The 21,776-nt window shown below is 43.6% G+C and carries 17 protein-coding genes and 1 pseudogene; 8 read left to right on the forward strand and 10 right to left on the reverse strand.

What is annotated here, in order from left to right; translation table 11 throughout:
* On the reverse strand, positions 1-1,984 hold a 1,984-nt coding region (locus tag IQ234_RS21610), incomplete at its 3' end, for a calcium-binding protein (protein ID WP_416209676.1).
* 457 nt (positions 1,985-2,441) lie between these two features.
* Here IQ234_RS21610 and IQ234_RS10245 point away from each other — a divergent pair.
* Positions 2,442-2,612: a hypothetical protein gene (locus IQ234_RS10245; protein WP_228008453.1), complete on the forward strand. Its 171-nt coding sequence runs from the start codon at positions 2,442-2,444 to the stop codon at positions 2,610-2,612.
* Between the two features lie 294 nt (positions 2,613-2,906).
* Here the strand turns inward: IQ234_RS10245 and IQ234_RS10250 are convergent, their stop codons facing one another.
* Positions 2,907-3,530, reverse strand: a complete 624-nt coding sequence (locus tag IQ234_RS10250; protein ID WP_228008454.1) for a hypothetical protein — start codon at positions 3,528-3,530, stop codon at positions 2,907-2,909.
* A gap of 523 nt (positions 3,531-4,053) precedes the next feature.
* On the opposite strand from IQ234_RS10250, the pseudogene IQ234_RS10255 reads away from it, so the two are divergent.
* Positions 4,054-5,126: pseudogene (locus IQ234_RS10255) on the forward strand (IS630 family transposase).
* Here IQ234_RS10255 and IQ234_RS10260 read toward each other — a convergent pair.
* Together IQ234_RS10260 and IQ234_RS10265 are read right to left on the reverse strand one after the other, a co-directional pair.
* Complete coding sequence (locus IQ234_RS10260) at positions 5,065-6,627, reverse strand: HMA2 domain-containing protein (RefSeq protein WP_228008455.1); 1,563 nt, start codon at positions 6,625-6,627, stop codon at positions 5,065-5,067. The pseudogene IQ234_RS10255 and the gene IQ234_RS10260 sit on opposite strands and share 62 nt — an antisense overlap.
* 577 nt (positions 6,628-7,204) lie before the next feature.
* Positions 7,205-9,427: a molybdopterin oxidoreductase family protein gene (locus IQ234_RS10265; protein ID WP_193957018.1), complete on the reverse strand. Its 2,223-nt coding sequence runs from the start codon at positions 9,425-9,427 to the stop codon at positions 7,205-7,207.
* A 242-nt stretch (positions 9,428-9,669) separates the two neighbouring features.
* Between IQ234_RS10265 and IQ234_RS10270 the strand changes: the two genes are divergently transcribed.
* The 3 genes from IQ234_RS10270 (at position 9,670) to IQ234_RS10280 (ending at position 12,461) form a co-directional block, all read left to right on the forward strand.
* Entirely contained in the window at positions 9,670-11,634 is a 1,965-nt protein-coding gene (locus IQ234_RS10270; RefSeq protein WP_193957019.1) for a DNA polymerase III subunit gamma/tau, read from the forward strand.
* 87 nt (positions 11,635-11,721) lie between these two features.
* Entirely contained in the window at positions 11,722-12,045 is a 324-nt protein-coding gene (grxD, locus tag IQ234_RS10275) for a Grx4 family monothiol glutaredoxin (protein WP_002770648.1), read from the forward strand.
* A 71-nt stretch (positions 12,046-12,116) separates the two neighbouring features.
* The gene (locus tag IQ234_RS10280) at positions 12,117-12,461 is read left to right on the forward strand and encodes a DUF2281 domain-containing protein (protein WP_228008456.1); all 345 of its coding nucleotides are present in this window, start codon (positions 12,117-12,119) and stop codon (positions 12,459-12,461) included.
* Between the two features lie 25 nt (positions 12,462-12,486).
* Here the strand turns inward: IQ234_RS10280 and IQ234_RS10285 are convergent, their stop codons facing one another.
* Complete coding sequence (locus IQ234_RS10285) at positions 12,487-14,235, reverse strand: mechanosensitive ion channel family protein (RefSeq protein ID WP_193957031.1); 1,749 nt, start codon at positions 14,233-14,235, stop codon at positions 12,487-12,489.
* 176 nt (positions 14,236-14,411) lie between these two features.
* Between IQ234_RS10285 and lipA the strand changes: the two genes are divergently transcribed.
* On the forward strand, positions 14,412-15,296 hold the full coding sequence (gene lipA, locus IQ234_RS10290) for a lipoyl synthase (RefSeq protein WP_193957021.1): 885 nt from the start codon (positions 14,412-14,414) through the stop codon (positions 15,294-15,296).
* Positions 15,297-15,536: 240 nt separating this feature from the next.
* Positions 15,537-16,661 carry a class I SAM-dependent methyltransferase gene (locus IQ234_RS10295; RefSeq protein WP_193957022.1) on the forward strand — a complete coding sequence of 375 codons (1,125 nt, stop codon included), beginning with the start codon at positions 15,537-15,539 and terminating at the stop codon, positions 16,659-16,661.
* A gap of 47 nt (positions 16,662-16,708) precedes the next feature.
* Here the strand turns inward: IQ234_RS10295 and bchB are convergent, their stop codons facing one another.
* Together bchB and IQ234_RS10305 are read right to left on the reverse strand one after the other, a co-directional pair.
* On the reverse strand, positions 16,709-18,235 hold the full coding sequence (gene bchB / locus IQ234_RS10300; protein ID WP_002770669.1) for a ferredoxin:protochlorophyllide reductase (ATP-dependent) subunit B: 1,527 nt from the start codon (positions 18,233-18,235) through the stop codon (positions 16,709-16,711).
* A 155-nt stretch (positions 18,236-18,390) separates the two neighbouring features.
* Entirely contained in the window at positions 18,391-18,987 is a 597-nt protein-coding gene (locus IQ234_RS10305; RefSeq protein WP_002740297.1) for a ParA family protein, read from the reverse strand.
* A gap of 233 nt (positions 18,988-19,220) precedes the next feature.
* Between IQ234_RS10305 and IQ234_RS10310 the strand changes: the two genes are divergently transcribed.
* A complete protein-coding gene (locus tag IQ234_RS10310; protein ID WP_193957023.1) occupies positions 19,221-19,577 on the forward strand; it encodes a 4a-hydroxytetrahydrobiopterin dehydratase in 357 nt (118 codons plus the stop codon).
* A 14-nt stretch (positions 19,578-19,591) separates the two neighbouring features.
* On the opposite strand, the gene IQ234_RS10315 is transcribed toward IQ234_RS10310, so the two are convergent.
* From IQ234_RS10315 to IQ234_RS10325, 3 genes are all read right to left on the reverse strand, one after another.
* Complete coding sequence (locus IQ234_RS10315) at positions 19,592-20,179, reverse strand: prepilin-type cleavage/methylation domain-containing protein (RefSeq protein WP_193957024.1); 588 nt, start codon at positions 20,177-20,179, stop codon at positions 19,592-19,594.
* Positions 20,180-20,426: 247 nt separating this feature from the next.
* Entirely contained in the window at positions 20,427-20,900 is a 474-nt protein-coding gene (locus IQ234_RS10320; RefSeq protein ID WP_193957025.1) for a tRNA (cytidine(34)-2'-O)-methyltransferase, read from the reverse strand.
* A gap of 303 nt (positions 20,901-21,203) precedes the next feature.
* Positions 21,204-21,539, reverse strand: a complete 336-nt coding sequence (locus tag IQ234_RS10325; protein ID WP_193957026.1) for a hypothetical protein — start codon at positions 21,537-21,539, stop codon at positions 21,204-21,206.
* Between the last annotated feature and the right edge of the window lie 237 nt (positions 21,540-21,776).

Below are 21,776 nucleotides of genomic sequence, written 5' to 3' on the forward strand. Positions count from 1 at the left end.
TGACATCATTACCATTGCTACCGGTGATATTATCATTCCCCCAATAGCCATGGATTTGGATATTGTTACCGACAAAGTTGGTATTAGAGAAGTTGAGGGTATTGTCACTCCAATCACCGACGATGGTTACTTTTCCTGCTACTCCTGTCCCGTCGATGGTTTCAATGCCACTATTGGCACTAAAAGAACGAATCCCCAGGTCCACGTCTCCTGTACCCAAAGCCACAATTTTATCCACCCCAGAGGTGCCGGTATCGGTATAGATGTCATAGCCTTGGAAACTCGACCAGCCTCCGGCTAAATTACCGGAGACATAATAGGTATCTGATCCTTCACCTCCATCCAATTGGTCATTGTCTGCACCGCCATAGAGTAAGTCATTACCAACTCCACCCGATAAAGTGTCAGACCCCCAATCTCCATCGATTAGGTCATCGCCGTCGCCACCACTCAGAACATCATTTCCTCCGTAACCCATCAGGTGTTCAGCAAGATTCGTACCGGTAATCGTGTCGCCGGAGTTATCACCGTAAATAATGGTTTTCTGAAGATAGAAATAGTTGAGCCAACTGGAAACATCGTTAAGGCGAGCATTGGCATCACCATCTTCGTTGACGAGACGATTTTCTTCGATGTTAAAGCCAATGTGATAGAGTCCATCGGCTACGGTATTGACTAAATTTTTACCGAAGTATTGGGTTGTCGCTCCGTCATTTTGCACCAAGTGGTAGCCTGTTTCCTCATTTCCCTCATCGTCACCGTGGAGGAGGATAAATTCGTCATAGTGATTAGTGCGAACCCATTGATTGAGGGTGCGAATATCATCGCTGGTAATCCAGCCATCAGCAGCGATACCTGTAGCAGTAATGCCATCTACTAATAGATGGTTAAGTCCGTCGGCGGCGGCGGCTCCGGCGTTAATATCCCCCGCATTTGTCCACTTGGCTAAGCCAGTATCAATTTTGATGGTATCGACAATTTTATCTAATCCGGTGCCAGTGGTGGACTGATCGACGTAAAAATATGTTACCCAATCTGCTACGTCTTTTACTGTGGCATTAGCTGCACCATCTTCGTTGAGAAATCGCCCATTTTGGATCTGAAAGCCAATATGATAGATTCCGTCGGCAACAGTATTAACTAGGTTTTTGGCAAAATATGTGGTCTGAGCGCCGTCATTTTGAACTAAATGGAAGCCAGTTTCTGTTGTGCCGTCATCATCCCCATGCAGAACAACAAAAGTATTATAACGGGTGGCATCAGAGCGAATCCAATTGTTAATTTGTGCAATATCGCTTTCGGAAATTGAACCATCGGCGGCGAGATTGTAGGTGGTAATCGCTGTTTTTAATAAATCATTCAGTCCATTGGCAGCATCAGCACCGCCAGCAATTTCTTGCCAAGGTATATTTTGCGCTAAACCCTGATCGGCAATGATTAATTCCGTAATCCGATCAAGTCCGGTATTAGTTGTGGCCCGATCTGTATAAAATTGGGTTAGCCAATCCGCCACCTGAGCAACTGTGGCATTGGCGTTACCATCTTCATTGACAAAGGTGCCATTTTCAATTAGGAAACCAATGTGATAAATGCCATCAAAAACCGTATCAACTAAATTCTGATTGCGATACTGTTGAGTCGCTCCGTCATTTTGGACTAGATGAAAGCCTGTTTCTGTTGTACCATCATCATCGCCGTGGAGAGCAGTAAATTCTGCTAAACGGTTAGCGCGAATCCAAGCATTAATCGCGGTTACGTCACTGACAGTAAAAATGCCATTACTAGCAACTCCAGTGGCTTGTTTGGCTTCTAAGATTAACTGATTTAATCCATTAGCTGCCGTCATTCCATCTGTAATATTTGTGCCGAGATTAGCACCAGCAAGTCCTGGATCTCTGCCAATTCTTTCAACCGTTTGATCTAGTCCCGTTCCGGTTGTTCCAGTTGGGGAATTTTGCACCATCGAATAAGATTTGCTTGCCATAATTTTTAACTATAAAAAATAAGGTAGTTAGTGAAATAGCAACAATTGTTAGACAAGTAACGACAAAAGCGCACTAAGGCAGGTTTATCCTAAATCCAGTTAGCAAAACCCAGTTATCATCAGTGACCACTGAAGTGGTCACTAGAAACAAGAAGGCTTGTCCACTCCACTGGATCAGGGGGATTTGGTGTTACCCTGACAATTGCGTATCGATATCCTCACCCACACCCGAAGTCGATCCCAACGATTGGACAGTCTCAGATAGTCAATAAGTTCTAACCGATTGTCTTGCCTCTGCTCAGACTATCGAACGAGGCTTTCCGACCTTGATAGTCCTGAGTCGGCGTTTGATAATCTAACCTTTGATGGAATCTTAGCTTATTGTAGCATTTTTTACAGATATATGGTCTACGCTGCTTTTTCTCTCTTGGCGTTGCTCAAATAAAAATACCTGAGCTTGCGCGTAACTCAATTTAAACCCATGCGATCGCTGCAAGCCTCCGATCAGATGGCTGACAACCGACTCGGTGCTATCTACTTTCGCCAACTGGTGGTTGGGACGGTGGGTCAGGTGGGGAGCAATTTGGGAAGTCGTCAGGACAATTTCCAGACTATCAAAGACAACTAATATAAAATAACTTTACATTTCTTTTATCACTTTTGGAAAGTGCTATTCTTGTAGATGGGAAAAAAGAACTAAAAATCTCCATTGGTGCCAAGTTGATAATTTAAGCGCATCTTATGATAGTCTAAATCTTTTCTTAAAGATAGTGAACCACTATTTTTAACCTTCTTATTAACGACATATTATATCTGGAATTACTCCTTTCTGCTTTTATCGACCCGATTAAGTTCCTTGTAAATGTAAAATAGCGTTAAACTAGCTATAATTTTTGATACAGTGTTAGCAGGATTTATTTAATTAAAAAACCTGCCTTTTGATGATTGAAATTTTATCAACAATTTCACCAAATCTTTCGTGTTTGATTATGATTCTTTCTCTGACTCGATAAACTTGGTCATTGCTAGAATTAAAAACATCATAAATAAATGATGTTTTTATTAGATATTGACCGTACAAAAAAGAACACTTAAAAGCAATTTCTAATGAAGAAATAAAGCCTCTATATTCGACCAACTCTTCTTCTTGACAAGCTTTTATATAAGATAATTTATCGGATTTTAGATCGTATGTGAAATATCCAGTATCTACTGAACCCCAGTTATTAGCTAAATAGTATCGACCTAAAATATAATTATTTTTTATATCGAAAAATATGGGTGTGAATATCATATAGCCAGGAGATTTTTCTGAACGTAATTGAATCTTTTTTATTTCATTATTATTTTCAATGACAATTTTAATAGATAGAGTTTCTCTGTCCGTTGCTGGTTCACAAAATCCCAATGTATTTGTTTGATCTTCATCTTTTCCTATTCTTCTTAAAAAACCTTCAAAATAAACTTTTGTGCTAGAGTCATTTGATGCTAATTTTTCTGATTGATAGATCAATTCAACTACTCGATTACAATTATCTCCTTCCAAAGCTCGAATAGGAAAAGAAGCCTCATTCTGAGTATATCCATGACTAACCGTCGATAAAAAAACGTCATAAGTATTGCATTGCTCAAAATAGTTTTGTTCATATCATCTCCCCGTTTCCCGTTTCCCCGTAGGGTTGATTCAAAGTCGGCTGAAAATTAGGAAGGGTAGGGAGTGTGTTGGCTGTGGGGAGAGGGGGAGGAGGCTTTTTTTTAATAATAATGATTTTCTCTCTTGAAAAAACTCCCTCCTGCCTTCTGCCTCTCTGACTTCTTGTTTTAAGATGGAGAATGAAACAGCCCTAGGGGGCAGGGGGGATCGAACCTTAAATCGATTTTTAATTTAATTATAACCAGCTACTTATTTATTGACGTAATTTATTTAAAATAATAGCATTTTTTGATAGTGCGGTCTGCTCCTCAGAAAATCCAGAAAAGGGGTTTCTCAAAGAAACCCCTTTTCTAATACCAAACTTCAAAAACTATGGCATACTTATAGAAAAGATGATTAAGTGGATAAATTGGCGATGCCGGTCGTACCCAAAATTGATATTGTTGAGTCAGTAGAAGATTTAAAAAAATTAATGAAACAACAAAAAAGTAGTTTAGCCTACGCTAAAGTACAGTCCTTATATTTTTTGAAGATGGGGGAGGTAGAGACGGTTCGCCATTTAGCGGTATTAATGGGACGAGGGGAAAGAACAATCCATCGCTGGTTAAGTTTTTACAGAAAAGGAGGAATCGAGCGATTATTATCTGAAGGAAACCCACCAGGAAGACCGAAAAAGATTTCGGTAGAAGAAGTCGCTCTTTTACAAAACGAATTAAAAGACCCAGTGGGTTTTACCAGCTATAAAGAGATTTATTTTTGGCTCTCGGTCGTTCGAGAAATTTTCGTCAGCTATACAACAGTTTATCGTCTCGTTAGACAGGAATTAGGAAGCTCAATTAAAAGTACCTAGACCACGAAATCCGAGACAATTGCCTGGCGAAGTAGATAAGTTTAAAGCGAACTTATCTAAACGACTAAAAGCTTTACTAGACAGGGAAAGCGAGAAAGTAAAGCGTTACGAGAAAGTAAGTTTTTGGTGCGAGGATGAAAGTAGATTTGGTTGTCACACTATTGCTCGGAATAAAATAACTCTTTTCGGAGTTAAGCCGATTGGTAATTTTCAATATAACTTCCAATGCTTTTGGCTGTACGGGGCTGTAGAGCCTCGACAGGGCAGAAGCTTCTTCTATGAATTCTCCCATTTAGATGGGAATTGTTTCGGAGAATATCTATTACAACTATCGCAAGCTTTTGCCAATGAATTACATATTTTACAAGTAGATAACGCTCCTGTACATATGGCGAGACACTTAGAAATTCCCGACAATATTATCTTGTTTGATCAACCTTCTTGTTGTCCTGAAGTTAACCCCGCAACAGAGAGTTTGGCTGTACCTGAAAAATTTTCTAGCATGGGAAACTTTTGAATCTTTTGATGCTTTAAGAGATAAACTCGATGCTCTTTTAAATCGTTTATCCAATGACACTATCGGGTATTTAACGGGATGGTCTTGGATTTTAGAAGCTCTATGTCTGTCAGGAATTTAGAAATTTGGTATAAGGGGTTAGGTTTCAGGGAGCGCAGGCTGTTCAATTCTGCGAGGATGGCTGAACTGCCGTTGATTGCGGCGGCTGCCACCGGGTTGAGTCCCCAAAATGCCCCGACTGCCACCACTAACAGGTTGGGCAGAGTAGCGATCGCCAAACTCTCGTAGGCAGTGGCAAGGGTATGCCGCGCCAGGGCAAAGGTGTAGCCAAGGGGCTGGAGATCCTGGCTGTGCAAGATGACATCGGCGGCTGCTTCCAATTCCCCTCTCCCTAGAGAAATGACCACCTGATCCTCCTGAGCAGCCAAGCAATCACTACCACCGTCGGTTATCCAAGCCACCCGCTTACCTTGGCGGCGCAACTGTTCTTGGAGGCCCTCAACAGCAGCCGCATCGGTGGCGAAGTAGATGCACTCGGAAGGGATGCCCCAACTCACCAGCAGCTCCGGGGTAATCAAGTCCTGGAAACTTTCGCGAGTAAAGGCCAGAGTATCCACCTGAGCCAGCTTTTCCAGTACCCTAGCATTGCGGATGTAAACGCCTTGTCGCGCTGCCGCCGTCAGGGCCGAAACCACTGCCAAGGGAGTAACACCCCGCAGGGAAACCCCGATGTCAAGGGGTAACAGCGCACTCGCACGCCCCAAGTCTCCCGTCAGCATTGCCCAAGTGCCACTCAGGAACAAAGTGGGTAGGATCGCTCCTTGGGCGACGGGTTTGAGGTTTTGGAGTAGTTCGGTTTTTTCGACGGAATCTAGCCACCCTTCTCGAGCTGCTTCGGGAACGGGAGCGAACCGCTGCTGGTCAGAGAGCCAGTGGATTTCTGCATCTTCTTGCTCGAACAGCAGGTATAGCTCGTCTTCTAGCTGTTGGAGCTTGCTCTGGCGCAGGCTCTCCCCCACTGCTGCCAGATTGAGGGCAAGTGCGCCAGCGATGTTGTTACCTTGAAGCAGTTGGTAGCTCAACCAGAGGGCATCGAGGCAGTCTATTGTCACTTGTCCTTGCTGGGTGAGGGCTTGGCTAACCCTCTGCCAGAGAGGAATTGAAGCCGCAAGAACAATTCCCCCCACAATTGAGAAGGGCAGTTCTAGGGGAGCAGCAGCGATCGCCACAGCCAGGGTTAAGGCCGGCAGCCCTAAAGTTGGCCAAGTCCCCTGATTCCTAGCCCCGACTTTCTCGTTTAGTTCTGGCTCTCTTTCCCGGCCGGCCGCTGGGATGGCCGCTTGCAAGTAATCTAGGATGGCCGTTGCTGACAACACTTCCGCCGGGTAGGAGACAATCAGGGAGCAGGCTGCGGCATTGATGCGGCTCTCGCTGATGGCAGTGCTTCTCAGCAGCGATCGCTGCAAGCGTCTGGCAAATTCGTCATCCCAATTGAGGCGAGGAATGCGAATTCGCAGCCGTCCCGGAGTTTGATGGGCGACTTGCCAATCTACCCAATCAGGGGGTGCTGGGGAATTTTCTGATGCTTGAACTGGTGCGGGAGTCAGAGTTGTTGTCGTCATGGTGAGGTGATTCGAGAGGGGCTACCGACTGGCAGCGGGACGAACAAGACATTCAACAGCAGGCTGACAGCAGCGACGTAGATGATACCAGTTTTCGACTTCCATCTAAAAATCGAAAGAAAAGCACCCCCGCATTATACCATAAAAAATTATGCAAGAAGTGCATTCAGCTAATCTAAGGATAGGTGGTTAAAATGCGTCTTGGCTTAATAAGTAAGGTTTGCTGAAAAAGTTTGTTGGTGGGGTTAGGAGTCAGGAGTCAGTAGTCAGTAGTCAGGAGAATTAAGAATGAATAGTAATAAGTTAAATGGTCTATTTACAGACTTGATGCCATTTAATCCTTATTTTTGACGTTTTTGAACCCTGAAAAATTAATTGTGCAAGAGGTTTAATTCTTTAAAGACAAACTACCCACCAGATTTTGGAAAATTGGTATAATACTAAATCTGGTTATTAAAGACTGATTATTTATTCCCCTTTTTGAGTAGAAAACGGGTTTCTCCGAGAAACCCGTTTTCTGTGCGTTACTCAACGGATTTAGTATAACAAAAATAACTAAAGGGAAAGCCAAATTTGATTAGGGAGTTGCCAGAAATTGACCGAGAGATAATTCGGCATTAACTAAAGACTTCAACGGGATTAATTTGACAGCACAAGCTTTTAATTCTGGTTGCAGGGAAATCGGACAAGCGGCCGGATGGGTGAGACTATTGGCCTCAGAATTTTCTGCCCATAGGGCCCCCCAGTGCATCGGCACAAAGACACAATTAGGAGCAATTGCTTTGGTAATTAAAGCCGGAAAACGGGCAGAACCCCGACGAGAACGCACCTCCAACCATTCCCCAGCTTCTATGCCCAATTTTGCCGCATCTTGGGGATGAATTTCTATAAAAGGTGCGGGGTGCATTTTGACAATTTTCTCGATGCGGCCGGTGCGAGTTTGGGTGTGCCAGTGACCGTACAAACGCCCCACGGTCAACACTAGGGGATAATCATCGTCCGGGGGTTCCGCTAGACCTTTACTGTGGTAGGCGGCGAAAACAGCACGTCCATCGGCAGTATTAAATTTACCATCGGTATAAAGACGTTTTGCGGCTGTTTTTGGGCTTTTATCGTCGTCTTTAACGAAATTACCCAGTAATTGCCCGGAATTAGCGGTTTTAGGGGCGGAAATTTCATCGATGGAATTGGGCCACTGGAGGGGAGTCTCGGCCAGGCGATCATAATTAATCCCTGTCATATCACAAGGACGTTTATAGGTCAAGCGGGCAAACTCGGAATATACCTCGGCCGAATCCTGAAAATTAAATTGTGCCTGAAACCCCAAACGGCGACCAACTTCGGCAAAAATTTGCCAGTCGGCCCTAGCTTGACCGACGGGAGGGCGAAAAGCTTTATTTAACGTCACCATGCGCTCAGAATTGGTCATTGTTCCCGTTTTTTCGCCCCATTGGGATGCTGGCAGTAATAAATGGGCATAGGCGCTGGTTTCCGTGGGATAGTAGGCATCCTGATAGATAGTAAAAGGTGATTTAAACAGGGCCGCCTTGGTACGTTCTAGATCAGGCATACTAACAGCCGGATTAGTAGCGGCAATCCAAAGAAGTTTCACCTCTCCCGTCTCCAAACCAGTAATCATACTCCAAGCATCGCGACCGGGGACGGGAGAAATCCGACCAGCAGGTAAACCCCAAGCTTGTTCCACTTCGGCCCGGTGTTGGGGATTTTTGACGGAACGATAACCGGGGAGAAGATGGCAGAGGCCGCCGGCTTCCCGTCCTCCCATGGCGTTAGGTTGTCCGGTTAGGGAAAAAGGACCAGCCCCCGGTTTACCGATATTAGCCGTCATTAGGTGTAAATTGATTAAAGTGCGGGCTTTGGCCGTGCCTTCGCTGGATTGATTGATACCCATCGACCAGAGGGAAAGCACTCTTTTCGATTCGGCCCAGTAGCGGGCAGCCTGTTCTAAATCGTCGATGGGGATACCGCATTTATGCGCGACGATTTCCGGGGGATAATGGCGGATAATTTCGGCGTATTTGGGGAAATCCCTGGTGCATTTATCGATAAAATAGGTATCGATCGCACCCCAATTCAGTAACAGGTGAGCAATACCGTTAAATAGGTCAATATCAGTCCCCGGGTTAATGGCGAGGTGGAGATTAGCGGCCTCGGCGGTTTTGGTGCTGCGGGGATCAACGACGATTAATTTCGCTTGTTGGTTACGTTTGAGATACTTGTGCAGACGGTTAAAGATGATGGGGTGACATTCGGCTGTATTTGTCCCCACCAGAAAGGCACAATCGGTTAATTCTAGGTCATCGTAACAGCAGGGGGGACCGTCGGAGCCGAAACTGTCAACGTAAGCGGCCACGGCCGAAGACATACAAAGACGGGAATTAGCATCAAAGTTATTGACTCCCAGACAACCCTTGACCAGTTTTTGGGCGATGTAGTAATCTTCGGTGTGAAATTGTCCCGAACCGTATAGACAGATACTTTCCTTTTCCCCCTGAGCGATTAGAGTTTGGATACGGTTAACGATGCGATCGAATGCTTCTTCCCAAGTACAAGGACGAAATTGATCTTGGAGAGAATCGCGGATCATCGGGGTTTTGAGGCGATTTTTATCGATTGATTCCGCTACGGTGGCCCCTTTAACACAGATCATACCTTGACTGGAGGGGTGGGACTTGTCCCCAAAGACTTTCCCTGCTTGTCCGGCCGACGCGGGGAGGGTGACTGTCAAACCACAACCTACTCCACAGTAAGGACATTGGGTTTTTGTAGATTCAGTCATAAGCAGTGGGTCTGATTGGTGGCGCTATCTTTGGGCATACTAAGATAGTCCGCAGATTTTCTCGGCAAAATTGTAGTTATTAATACAATTTATTACAGGCCTTAGCTAAATTGCCATTTTCGTGATGCAAATCGCGCATTACAACTGGCTAGATAAAAAGCATACACTTGTTCTCGTGCCGAAAAAGAATCGGCATAGGATAATAGTAGTCTCTAGGGTGGGGAAAAAGTTTTCAGCCAGTCATGACCTACGAACCTCTACATCATAAGTATCGTCCCCAAACCTTTGCCGATTTGGTGGGACAATCAGCGATCGCCACGACCTTGAGTAATGCCTTAATCAGTGAGCGAATCGCTCCTGCATACCTATTTACTGGACCCAGAGGCACGGGGAAAACCTCCTCAGCGCGAATTTTAGCCAAATCCCTCAACTGTCTGTCTAGTGACCATCCGACACCGATTCCCTGCGGTAAGTGTTCTGTCTGTCAAGCGATCGCCAATGGTTCCGCTTTAGACGTGATCGAAATTGATGCCGCTAGTAATACGGGTGTGGATAACATTCGGGAAATTATCGAGCGATCGCAATTTGCCCCCGTCCAATGTCGTTATAAAGTCTATGTCATCGATGAGTGCCATATGCTCAGTACGGCGGCCTTTAATGCTTTGCTGAAAACTCTGGAAGAACCGCCGGATCGAGTGATTTTTGTACTTGCTACCACGGATCCTCAGCGTGTCTTGCCTACCATCATCTCCCGTTGTCAACGCTTTGATTATCGTCGTATTGCTCTCGATGCCATGGTGGCACACCTGCAAAAAATCGCCCAAATAGAAGCGATCGATATTAACCTAGAAGCATTAACCCTTGTGGCTCAGATCGCTAACGGTGGTTTACGCGATGCGGAAAGTCTCCTCGATCAATTAAGTTTACTCGCAGGAACGATTACGGCCGAGCGAGTCTGGGATTTAGTCGGTGCAGTCCCCGAAAGAGACCTCTTAACCCTACTTAAAGTCATTCATAGCAATATTCCCGATCAAGTCATCGAACAATGTCGCCATCTGATGAATCGCGGTAAGGAACCTTTAATCGTCCTGCAAAATCTAGCGGGATTCTATTTAAACCTACTTTTAGCCAAAACCGCCCCTAATCGTCCAGAAATGGTCGCTGTCACTGCTCCCACTTGGCAGGATTTGTGTACGGAAGCGCGTACTTGGTCTTTAGAGGAAATTCTCCGCGGTCAACAACTGCTTAAAGACAGCGAAACGCAACTAAAAAACACCACTCAACCCCGTCTCTGGTTAGAAGTCACTCTATTAGGACTGTTACCGCAAGCACAGGTGATTCCGCTAGTTGCCACGGTAGCGCCTTCCCGTCCCCAAACCAGCGTCGAGAGGCCCCCTGAAATGATCACAGCACCGGCGCCGGTTAATCAACCAATCAAACCGGCGGTTATCACCTCGACAACTAGCGTCGCAGTGCCGAAAACTGAGGTTAAAACTGTTACCAGTGATGACAATCATGAACAAATTTGGCAGCGGGTTTTAGAAGTAATGGAACCCCCCACTACTCGCACTCTCCTACGTCAGCATGGCAGTCTTTTTAGTATGGAAGAATCGAGCGCTTATTTAAGCATATCTTCGGAACAATTATTAAAAATGGCCCGGCTACGCTTGACTAATATTGAGTCAGCTTTCGAGGCAGTTTTTCAGCGCCGGATTAAAGTCCATTTACAGGTAGGTTCCGCCACTGCTGCCATGGCTGCGGAAGTTTCCCAATCCCCGGCAGCCAAGATGCCACTACCACCAGAAACCGCAACAATCCCACCAATAACCCCCGAAAATAAAGTTATGACCGTGGTGGATATTCCCCCAGTCAAAGAAGCAATTATCGAGAAAAAAGAAGCAAAGATCACCGCGTCGGGAACCCCAAAAACTCCTAGCACAGAACTGCCCGAAAAAATCTTAAATTTTGATTCATCTTTAGGGACATTAGATCAAGATGTCGATGTTAGCGAAATTTTGGCAGCCGCTCAAAAGTTAGCGAAATCTTTTGATGGTGAACTGGTCAATATGGGTTATTCAGTGCCAGAAAATTCGGCCGCAGAAACTAAAGTTAATAAGTCTCTGGAAAATATGACTATCGTGCGCGGGAGACCTGATGTTAACGAAATTTTAGAGAGTTTGGAGGAGGACGAAGACCTGCCTTTTTAAGGCTATCTCAACGGCTTGTGCTAAACTGATAGGATATGCCACGTCTCAGGATTGGCTATTCTTGCTCAAATTCTAGCTACTAGACCTATGACACCCGAAACTAAGGACAGAATCGATCAATTAGTTCAGAATAACAAAGTTCTTGTGTTCATGAAGGGCAATAAATTAATGCCTCAGTGTGGTTTCTCGAATAACGTCATACAAATTCTCAATATTCTGGGGGTTTCCTACGAAACTGTCGATATTCTGCAAGATCAGGAGTTAAGACAAGGAGTTAAGGAGTATTCCAATTGGCCGACTATTCCCCAAGTCTATATCAACGGTGAATTTATTGGCGGTTCCGACATTATGATCGAACTCTATCAAAATGGGGAACTACAACAAATAGTCGAGGTAGCCTTAGCTTCCTAAAAATTTTCTAGGTTAGGCTACCTATCCTAACCTAGTTTAAAGTTGTCCAACTAGCAATCTTGGTAGAGGTGATGATTGTGACAATTCGAGAAACTGCAATTTCTAAGCTACAGCAACTCCCCGAAGTCCTTGTTCAGGAAGTAAGCGACTTTATTGATCTTCTCGACCATAAATATCGAGTCAAAACCTTTGACACTCAGCCTGATGGAAAACTGATAGAAATATGGTTACAATGGTTTGAAGCCGTAGATGGCTTAACTGTCAATTCACCGGAACCAATAAACGACTACCAACAACTGCTGCTCGAAAAATATCGGCAACAAGGACTAGAGCTATGTTTTATCGGATTCAAAACCAAGGCAGCTTTGATATTATTCAAGGGTAGTGATAGAAAATCTGCTTTCAACGGCCTATAACTCCACCAATAGAAAATGCTCCCCTTTAAAACTGTCCTTTGAATTGTTCTTTATCTTGTGCTATCAGGAAACTTTGTTGGGGAATACCGATGTGAATTCCCTTCTCCTCAAAAGCAATTTTTAGACGACGACGATACTCTCTTTCTATATCCCATTGTCGTAATCTTTTGACGACAATTCTGAGCATAATTTCCATTCCCGTGTGAGAAACCCGACTAACACCAGCAACCTGCACAGGATTGATGATATCTTCTTGCCATTGTGGATCTACAGCCATATTTTCAGCGATGGCTGCCATTAAAGCGATCGCCACATCTGGCTCGGTGTGATAGGCGACTTCGATGGTAAAATTGACTCGCGCCCAATCTTTACTGAGGTTGTGTGCGCTAATAATTTGGTTATGAGCAATAGTGATTAAACGTCCATCAGCAGCCCGCAATTGAGTCGCTCGCAAACTCATATTTTCCACCAAACCGGTGAACTCCTGAAACTGGATCATATCACCGACGGTGTATTGATCTTCAAAGACAATCAGAAAACCGTTAATCCAATCTTTTAAAAGATCCTGAAAGGCAAAGGTGAGCAATGCTCCCACTAAACCGGCTCCCGTGAGTAAAAAGGCGAAAGAAAGGCCCATCCAACTCAAAAAAATCAAAATTCCTAGAAAAATGGCGATAAATGTGATAATTTCTCGCCCAACTTCTAATAAAGTAGGAGCGCGCAGAATCCTCCTTTCCAAATTTTCGGAAAACACCGCTCCTTCCTCTACCCACTCGCGTAGCCGAAAATTAACGTGGAGATTAACCATATTGCTCACTGATGTCAGTAGCAACCAGATAATAAAAATCCGCAAAGGAATGCGAATTATCCCCCGTCCTTCTAGCCTAGTTTCAGGAAATACATACAAAATCGCCGCTATTCCGCTAAACCAAAGCAGTATCAGTCCAATAAGAGCCAGTCTTTTCCAGAGAAGATTTAATGTCAGTTGTCGCTGAATATCTGCCTGTTGACGGAAATTAGAGGAATCTTCTAGAGCGGCTAAAATCGGCCCTTGGGAGCGATCTTTTCTGGGAGGGGAATTTATGGCTAAATTCCGATCAGATTGACTTTTAGCCTGTTTTTTGAGGAGATTAAAGCGATTTCTTAAACGTTTCTGCCACCAAATTAATAAACAGCTTAAGCAAACCACCCCGAAAATAATTATAGCGGCAGTCATTGCCTGTTGCCGGCGAGCGGCGGGCTGACGTTCTTGCCAAGCTTGGATTAAAGCTGTTTTGATGATTTTAACCCATCGGTCTGCTAAATCGGCAACCGAAGAAGAATCGATCAGGGCATCAACTTCTGTTACTGTCAGAATTACCTGTTGCGGTAAATTCTGGTTATCCCTAGCCACAATCACGGTTAAATTATTGAGGGTCGCCGGACTTACTTGCAAGGTTGTCAGATCGAAACCCCCATTGATAATATTATTTAAGCCTCTTTCAATGCGCCTAGCCCGTCTTTCTACCGGAGAGAGTTCCTGGTCTGCTTCCATCCTAGAAGTGGTAAAATCCTGGGAGGCAATCTGAAATAAGGCAAATCCATCTAAATACACGGAAGTATATTCTATATCCCCGGCTACAAAAATCCTTGTCCCCGTGGGAGATGCAAATGGAACCAGAAAATTTTGGGCTAGGGATGGCAGGGAATTAAGAACAAAAATACTAACTAAAAGGCAACCTGCCAATCCTTGAATGACCAGATTGAAAATTTTTCCCCGTTGCCGTCGTCCCATTGCCCAAGTTTCCTTTTTGATTAACAATGATCTTTACTCGCTTTCTCAGCTTATAGCAGTTATCTTTATGGTGAGATAGAAAGTTTTCGTTTTGGGGAGTTAGTCGTCCCTCTCCCCAACCCCCCACTGATGACTGATTACTGATTACTGAAATCCCCAACATTAGTTAACTTCTCATGTCCAATATACCCCCACAGTGGCGCGAGGAAATTACGTCTTTACCCGCTTGGTTACGGCGTTCACTCGGCAAATCTAGCGAAATTTCCACGGTTCAGCGCATTATCAAACAAAGGAACATTCATACTATCTGCGAGGAAGGTCGCTGTCCCAATCGCGGCGAATGTTATGCCCAAGGTACGGCGACTTTTTTGTTGATGGGTCCCACTTGTACCCGGTCCTGTGCTTTTTGTCAAGTGGATAAGGGTCATGCACCCATGCCTCTCGATGTGGAGGAACCGCAAAAAGTGGCGGAAGCGGTGCAATTGTTAAATTTAAGTTACGTTGTCTTGACTTCTGTAGCCAGAGATGATATGAAAGACGGCGGAGCCAGTTGGTTTGTGCGGACGATGACAGCCATTCGCGAACGCAATCCCCACACTTTAATTGAGGTGTTAACCCCGGATTTTGCTGGAGGTAAGGGAAGTCAACAGGAACGGGTGGCGACGGTGGTAGGGGCAAAACCTGCCTGTTACAATCACAATATCGAGACGGTGCGCCGTTTGCAAGGGCCGGTTAGACGCGGGGCTAAATATGATCGCTCTTTGGCGGTTTTGCGTTATGTTAAGGAAATCGATCGCTCAATTCCGACGAAATCTGGCTTAATGGTCGGTCACGGTGAGACAAAAGAGGAAATTATCGAGACTTTGGCAGATTTACGCGCGATCGACTGCGATCGAGTTACTATTGGTCAATATATGCGTCCTTCTCTGGAACATTTGCTCGTACAGAAATATTGGACTCCCGCAGAATTTAGCGAGTTGGGAGAAATTGCCCAAAAAATGGGTTTTTCTCAGGTTAGATCCGGCCCCCTAGTCCGCAGTTCCTATCATGCGGGAGAGTAAATCAGTTATCAGTTATCAGATGTAAGTTATCAGATGTAAGTTTTAAGTTAATTAGTTATCTTTGTCTTTATACCTGATTACTGTTTACTGATTACTGTTTACTAATACTAAATCTGTTGAGTATAGGCTACTTATAAGGATGGGCAAAAGGAGGAATAGATAATCAGTCTTTAGTAACTGGATTTAGTATAATTCCCATTTCATAATTCATAATTCATAATTCATAATTCCCTGATCAAGATGAATTTAGAAGCAATCATCCTAGAGGAAATTAAACAATCAGCGGGTCGAATTAGCTTCGATCGCTGGATGGATTTAGCTCTCTATCACCCCGATTATGGCTATTACACCTCTGGAAAAGTAGAAATTGGCTCAAAAGGAGATTTTTTTACTTCCTCGTCCCTAGGGGCAGATTTTGGCCAATTGTTGGCGGAGCAATTTGTCGAGATGGCGGAATTTTTGGGCAATTCCCGAGGATTTACTTTAGTGGAAGTGGGAGCAGGTTCGGGAATTTTAGCGAAAGATATCCTTGATTATTTGAGTGATAGCTATGCTGATTTTTATCAAAATCTCAGTTATATAATTATCGAACAATCTCAGAAACTCAGGGAAAGACAACGGGCAACTTTAGCGGGATATTCCCCGGTATCTTGGCAAAGTTGGCCGAATTTAGCTGATAATTCCCTTGTGGGTTGTGTGTTTAGTAATGAGTTAATCGATGCTTTTCCTGTCCATCGAGTTGTGATCGAGTCGGGAGAATTACGAGAAATTTATCTGGGATTGGGGGAACCTTTTCAGGAGATTATCGCAGATTTATCTACTGACAGCATCAAAGACTATTTTGATTTAGTGGGGATAAATATTCCTTCCCCACTTTATCCGGAGGGTTATCAAACCGAGGTAAACTTATTAGCTTTAGACTGGTTAGAAACGGTTAATCGGAAACTCGATCGAGGTTATATTTTAACCATAGATTACGGTTACACTGCCGAAAAATATTATCATCCCCAAAGAAGTCAAGGAACCCTACAATGTTATCGACAACACCAGCGTCATGATCATCCTTATTTGTGGGTGGGAGAACAAGATATTACCACTCATGTGGATTTTACTGCTTTACAACGTCAAGGGGAGAAATTAGGCTTAAAAAATCTCGGTTTTACTCAGCAAGGATTATTTTTAATGGCTTTGGGATTAGGGGATAGATTAAATCAACTTTCTGAAGGAAAAATTGATATATTAACTATATTTCAGCGTCGAGATGCCTTACATCAATTAATCAATCCCACCGGTTTAGGAGGATTTGGAGTGTTAATTCAGGGGAAAGGAGTAGAGGAAAGAATACTTCGGGGATTAAGTAAATAACAAAAAAATAGGGCTGAATGCTGTTAACTTTCAGCCCTAAGAAATAATTAAGCTCCTACGGATTCTTTAGCGGCATACATTACCTCTAAAGTTATTTCACCAATACCTCGCTCCCGGGCAAATTTTTCGGTATTTCGTTTGACTTTCCCCCGCACAAAACCGGGGATTTTCTGCAATTCTACCGTAGCTTCCTTATTCCAATTTAGGTCAGAATCTGCCGAAATACCTTTAGTAATTACCTCTTTGGTATCATGACCACCAAATATCTCTAATAGGTGATCTTCCATACCCAAAGTAAAGGAATTATAGACCAAATCGGCGATCTGATTAGTGCCTTCGTAACCTAAGAAAGGTTTATAACCGAGGGGGAAATTTTGGATATGAATAGGTGCAGCAATTACTCCACAGGGAATATCTAAACGTTTGCCGACGTGACGTTCCATTTGAGTACCAAATATCGCCGCCGGTTCTAATCGAGCAATAGCATCTCCTATCGCCCCATTATCATCACTAATTAACACTTCATCACAATATTCACTCACTTGTTCCCGGAACCAATCGGCATCATACTTGCAATAAGTACCCGCTAAAACCACATGAATTCCCATCTCCCTGGCGAGAATTTTTGTCATAGCGGCTGCGTGGGTATTATCACCAAAAACCACCGCTTTTTTCCCGGTTAAATTCTGACAGTCAATGGAACGAGAAAACCAAGCAGCTTGGGAGATATGCAGAGTTTGTTCATTGATAAAATCTTCGTAATCTACTGCCGCACCTTGGGCATTAATTACCTCTTGAATTTGGCGAATACAGCGGGCTGTTTCCACCACTCCCATGGGGGTAATATCAACGTAAGGCATAGCGAATTCGCTTTCGAGATATTTGGCTGTCATTAATCCCACTTCTCGATAGGGAACCAGATTAAACCAAGCGCGGGGCAGATTTTTTAAGTTGTCCACCGAGGCAGCTTCGGGGATAATTTCGTTAACTTCAATGTCCAAATCTGCCATTAAACGCTTTAATTCTGTGCGATCATGTTGGTTATGGAAACCGAGGGTGGTAATACCGATAATATTAACCGAAGGTTTAGGGGTTTTCTGGGAGATAATTTCCCCTTTTCTCTGGGCCTTATCGAGATAATATTTGATAATTTGATAGAGGGTTTTATCGGCCGCTTGTAGTTCATTATAGCGATAGTGGTTGACATCGGCCAGCAGCACATCTCCTTGGGCATCCTGTCGCGCTCTTTCGACAAAGTTTTGTAAATCCTCTTGGAGAATGCTGGAGGTACAGGTGGGGGTTAAAACGATTAAATCGGGACTTTCTTCGCGATCTTTGCGAACAATATTATCGACGACTTTTTCTTGGGAACCCCGGGCTAAAACATTACGATCGACAATACTAGCAGTGACGGGGGTAAAATTACGCTCCCTTTCCAGCATCGAGCGCATGACGTTAAAATAATCGTCTCCCAGAGGAGCGTGCATGATAGCATGAACATTTTTAAAGGAACTGGCGATCCTTAACGTGCCAATATGAGCGGGACCCGCATACATCCAATAGGCCAATTTCATAGAGGGTTCTCCTACAGTCAGACTTTTTTGATTGTCTCAGACTTTACCGATTTAGGAGTGAACACTTAACGGAAGATTACAAAAAGTCCCCATGCAGATTAAGTATCTTTTCGGGGAAAAATGACACAAATATTAATGTTAACTTTTTTAACGATTTATGTCATGAGGGCAAAAATTTCTTTACCGACCGCTTGGTAACAAAGCCAACCGAAATTCGACCGGGGGTCGGGATAATCTTTGACGATGACTCCCTTTTCGGCCGCTCGTTCAAAAGCCACTAAACGGGGAATTTCTCGCTTAAATAGCGGTAGTTTCGCTTCTTCTAGAGCTTTCCGCGCTTCTCGTCCTGTTTTTGTCCGTGAATCCACTTGGGTTAACAGAACTCGATAATTATCGGTCATCGTGGACAGCAATTCTGCCGCTTTAATGGTGACATCGATATCGAGATGATTGGGAGTGGTGGGTAAAATTAATAAATCGCTGCCCTGAGCTAAATCTTTTAACTCGTCTGGCTCCGGCCGGGCCTGGGTATCGACGATAATATGAGTGTATTGTTTCACCAGTCCCGTCGCTCCAGCTTGGGACGCTACCATAAAAGGAAGGGTATCTTCCCGGGACCAATGGAGAGCCGAACGATTTTTATCCGCATCAATCAATAAGGTGGGCGCTTTTTCTTGAAAATAGGCGGCCAAATGAATCGATGTGGTGGTTTTCCCGACCCCTCCCTTCAGTGCTACGACGGAAATAATCATGAACGGCTCGATCGAATAAGTGAATATTTTCTAGTGTAATCCCAGACGGACTGAAAACCGTTTAAGTTTCCCCCCAGAAAGGCTATCAGTCGGGATTCTAGATTTTTGAGCGTGGCTCTCTCGATATTTTGGTGTAATGTGTTTCTTAATGTTAGATTTCATGTTAGATTTTGGGCCTATGCTCTCCTGATCGATCACTTTTTCTGCTCACCACAACTACGGGAGCGTCTTCAATGTTGAAGCAATTCTTAGCAATAGCGATCGCTTTCATGATAGGGTTAACTGGGGAATTAGCCCTATCTTTACCCACTGCGCGTTTGTCCGATCGAGAAATCTCCCAACAATTACAGACTATCCCCGGCTGGCAGTTACGAGATCAACGGATTGAAAAAACTTTTAAATTTAACAATTTTATCGAAGCGATCACTTTTGTTAATCGCTTAGTTACTCCGGCTGAATTACTAGGCCATCATCCTGATATTACCATCAATTATAATCGCGTTACTCTTTCCCTCACTACCCATGACGTGGGAGGTTTGAGTAACTTAGATTTTGATTTAGCTCAACAAATCGATCGCCTGATTCCCTAGTTTTAAATCAGCCTTTAACGCACACATCCATTATCTTGGCGAATATCCCAACTACCGTCAACATGGAATAAAAATAAACAGCGTTTGTCGGGTGTGCCGGAAGCAACTAAAGTAATTCTGCCTAACTGTCCCCAAGAACCCCCTAAACCCCCCCTTGTATCGGCCCAACTAGCGCGATAAATTGTACCTTGATTACCCACAGGTCCACTAACTCGGCGTAGGCTAGAATTATTAGTATCGATGCTAACACCGCGAGTGATGGGAGTCCAATCGGTGACATTCTCACATTCGTCCCCTTGCACTTTTGCCACTTTAATCTGTTCGGTTTCACTTTCTGCCATGCACAAAGATAGGGGATAAGAACCTCCTCCTGTGGCATGATAACGGGTATTTTTCCACTGTTGTGATATTTCAAAGGTGGCGATATTTAAGCGAATCCAAGCCATTAAACGCTGATAAACAGAAAGGGCAATAGTTAAGAGAATTCCTAATAAAATTAGGGTAACTAACATCTCGACTTGAGTTAAGCCAGAGGTGGATTTTTGCCGATTAAAAATCTGTAAATTACGAAACCTATTAGAAGAAAGGTAGAAGATATTCATGAGCATCATCTTGCCTTTTTATTTTCAATAAATTATGGGATTAGAAAGGAGCAAAAATTAATTTGCGCTAGGATAATCCACATAATTTCCTGCTGTTATTACGGACAAGATTGACGGCGATCGCTATTTTTTTCTGATATTGGCAAAAAAAGTTATCTTTAGGCAAAAATGAGCTACATAAAAGCAATTTTCTAGTTTTTTGGGTCAATTAAGTTTATTTGCTCTGTTTATATAGCCAAATGTCCCGCTAACGAGTAAATCCCAATTGTCGTCGGGCCTCGAATAATCCGATCGCCACACTAACGGAAAGATTTAAACTTCTCACCCCCGGTTCTGCCATGGGAATATAAACCGTGTCATCGCACTTATTTAATAAATCTGCCGGAATACCGTCGGTTTCACTGCCAAAAAGTAGCCAATCTCCGCTTTGATAGCTGTATTCCACATAACTACTGCTGCCGCGCACTGTAAACCCGATCGCCCTTCCGCCGCTCTTTTGCTGATATACACAGAAGTCATCAATTGTCAAGTGGTACATGAGTTTTACATAAGGCCAATAATCTAAGCCGGCCCGCTTCAGATAGCGATCGCTAATTTCAAAACCCAAGGGACCAACTAAATGCAATTCTGTCCGCGTTGCGGCGCAAGTACGGGCAATATTCCCCGTATTTGGCGGAATTTGCGGATTGATTAAAACCACTCGTAAAATCGCTTCAGTCATCAGTTATCGGTTATCAGTTATCGGTTATCAGTTATCAGTTATCAGTTATCAGTTCACTGTTCACAGCAAAAAACTCCCCACCTCTCAATTCATAATTTATAATTCCCACCTCTCAATTCATAATTCATAATTTATAATTTATAATTCCCACCTCTCAATTCATAATTCATAATTCATAATTTATAATTCCCACCTCTCAATTCATAATTCATAATTTAAATTTATAATTCCCGCTTCCCATCTTCCTTGGGTGAGGACTAACTATACTGGATTTTGCCCCACCCTAGTCAAACTTATTTTAATTTAATTGGTATAACTATCCATACTCAACGGGACTAAATCGCCATGGATGGTCAAACCTAACAACATTGTTGTATTAGCGGGGATTAATTTGCCTGTAAGAGAGCAAATCTCATTTTTTCTAGCTGTAGCGTTAAATACTGCCCTTATATCGCTGACAGAAAACTGAGGTCGATAATCTCCTGATTTCTGCTGAACGAAATTCCATAAGACATCACGAATGAGTGCTTGATAACCTTGATTGCCGGAAATCTCTTTCAGCTTGTCCTTGAGGACTCTTTCCAGACGAATGCTGGTGACTTCCATATCGGTAGTGGTGGTGCGTGTGATTGTCCGCATAATTTTTTCTCCCGAATACTAAAACCTATTGGTGTTACAAGTGTAGTATAAGAAAGATACCTTTAACAAGCACAACCGGCGAAACCATCACCTCTGTTGCTCTTTTATTGTCACCTCATGGCTATTTTCCCATTTTTGAACTCTCGAAAATTAATTATGCAACAAGTCCACTGTTAATCCAGTTATAGTAAAGCATAAAGAGCGATCATATCGAGCGAATAATAACTATTATTAACA

The sequence above is a fragment of the Microcystis aeruginosa LEGE 91341 genome, assembly GCF_015206885.1.
Taxonomy (GTDB): Bacteria; Cyanobacteriota; Cyanobacteriia; order Cyanobacteriales; family Microcystaceae; genus Microcystis; species Microcystis aeruginosa_H.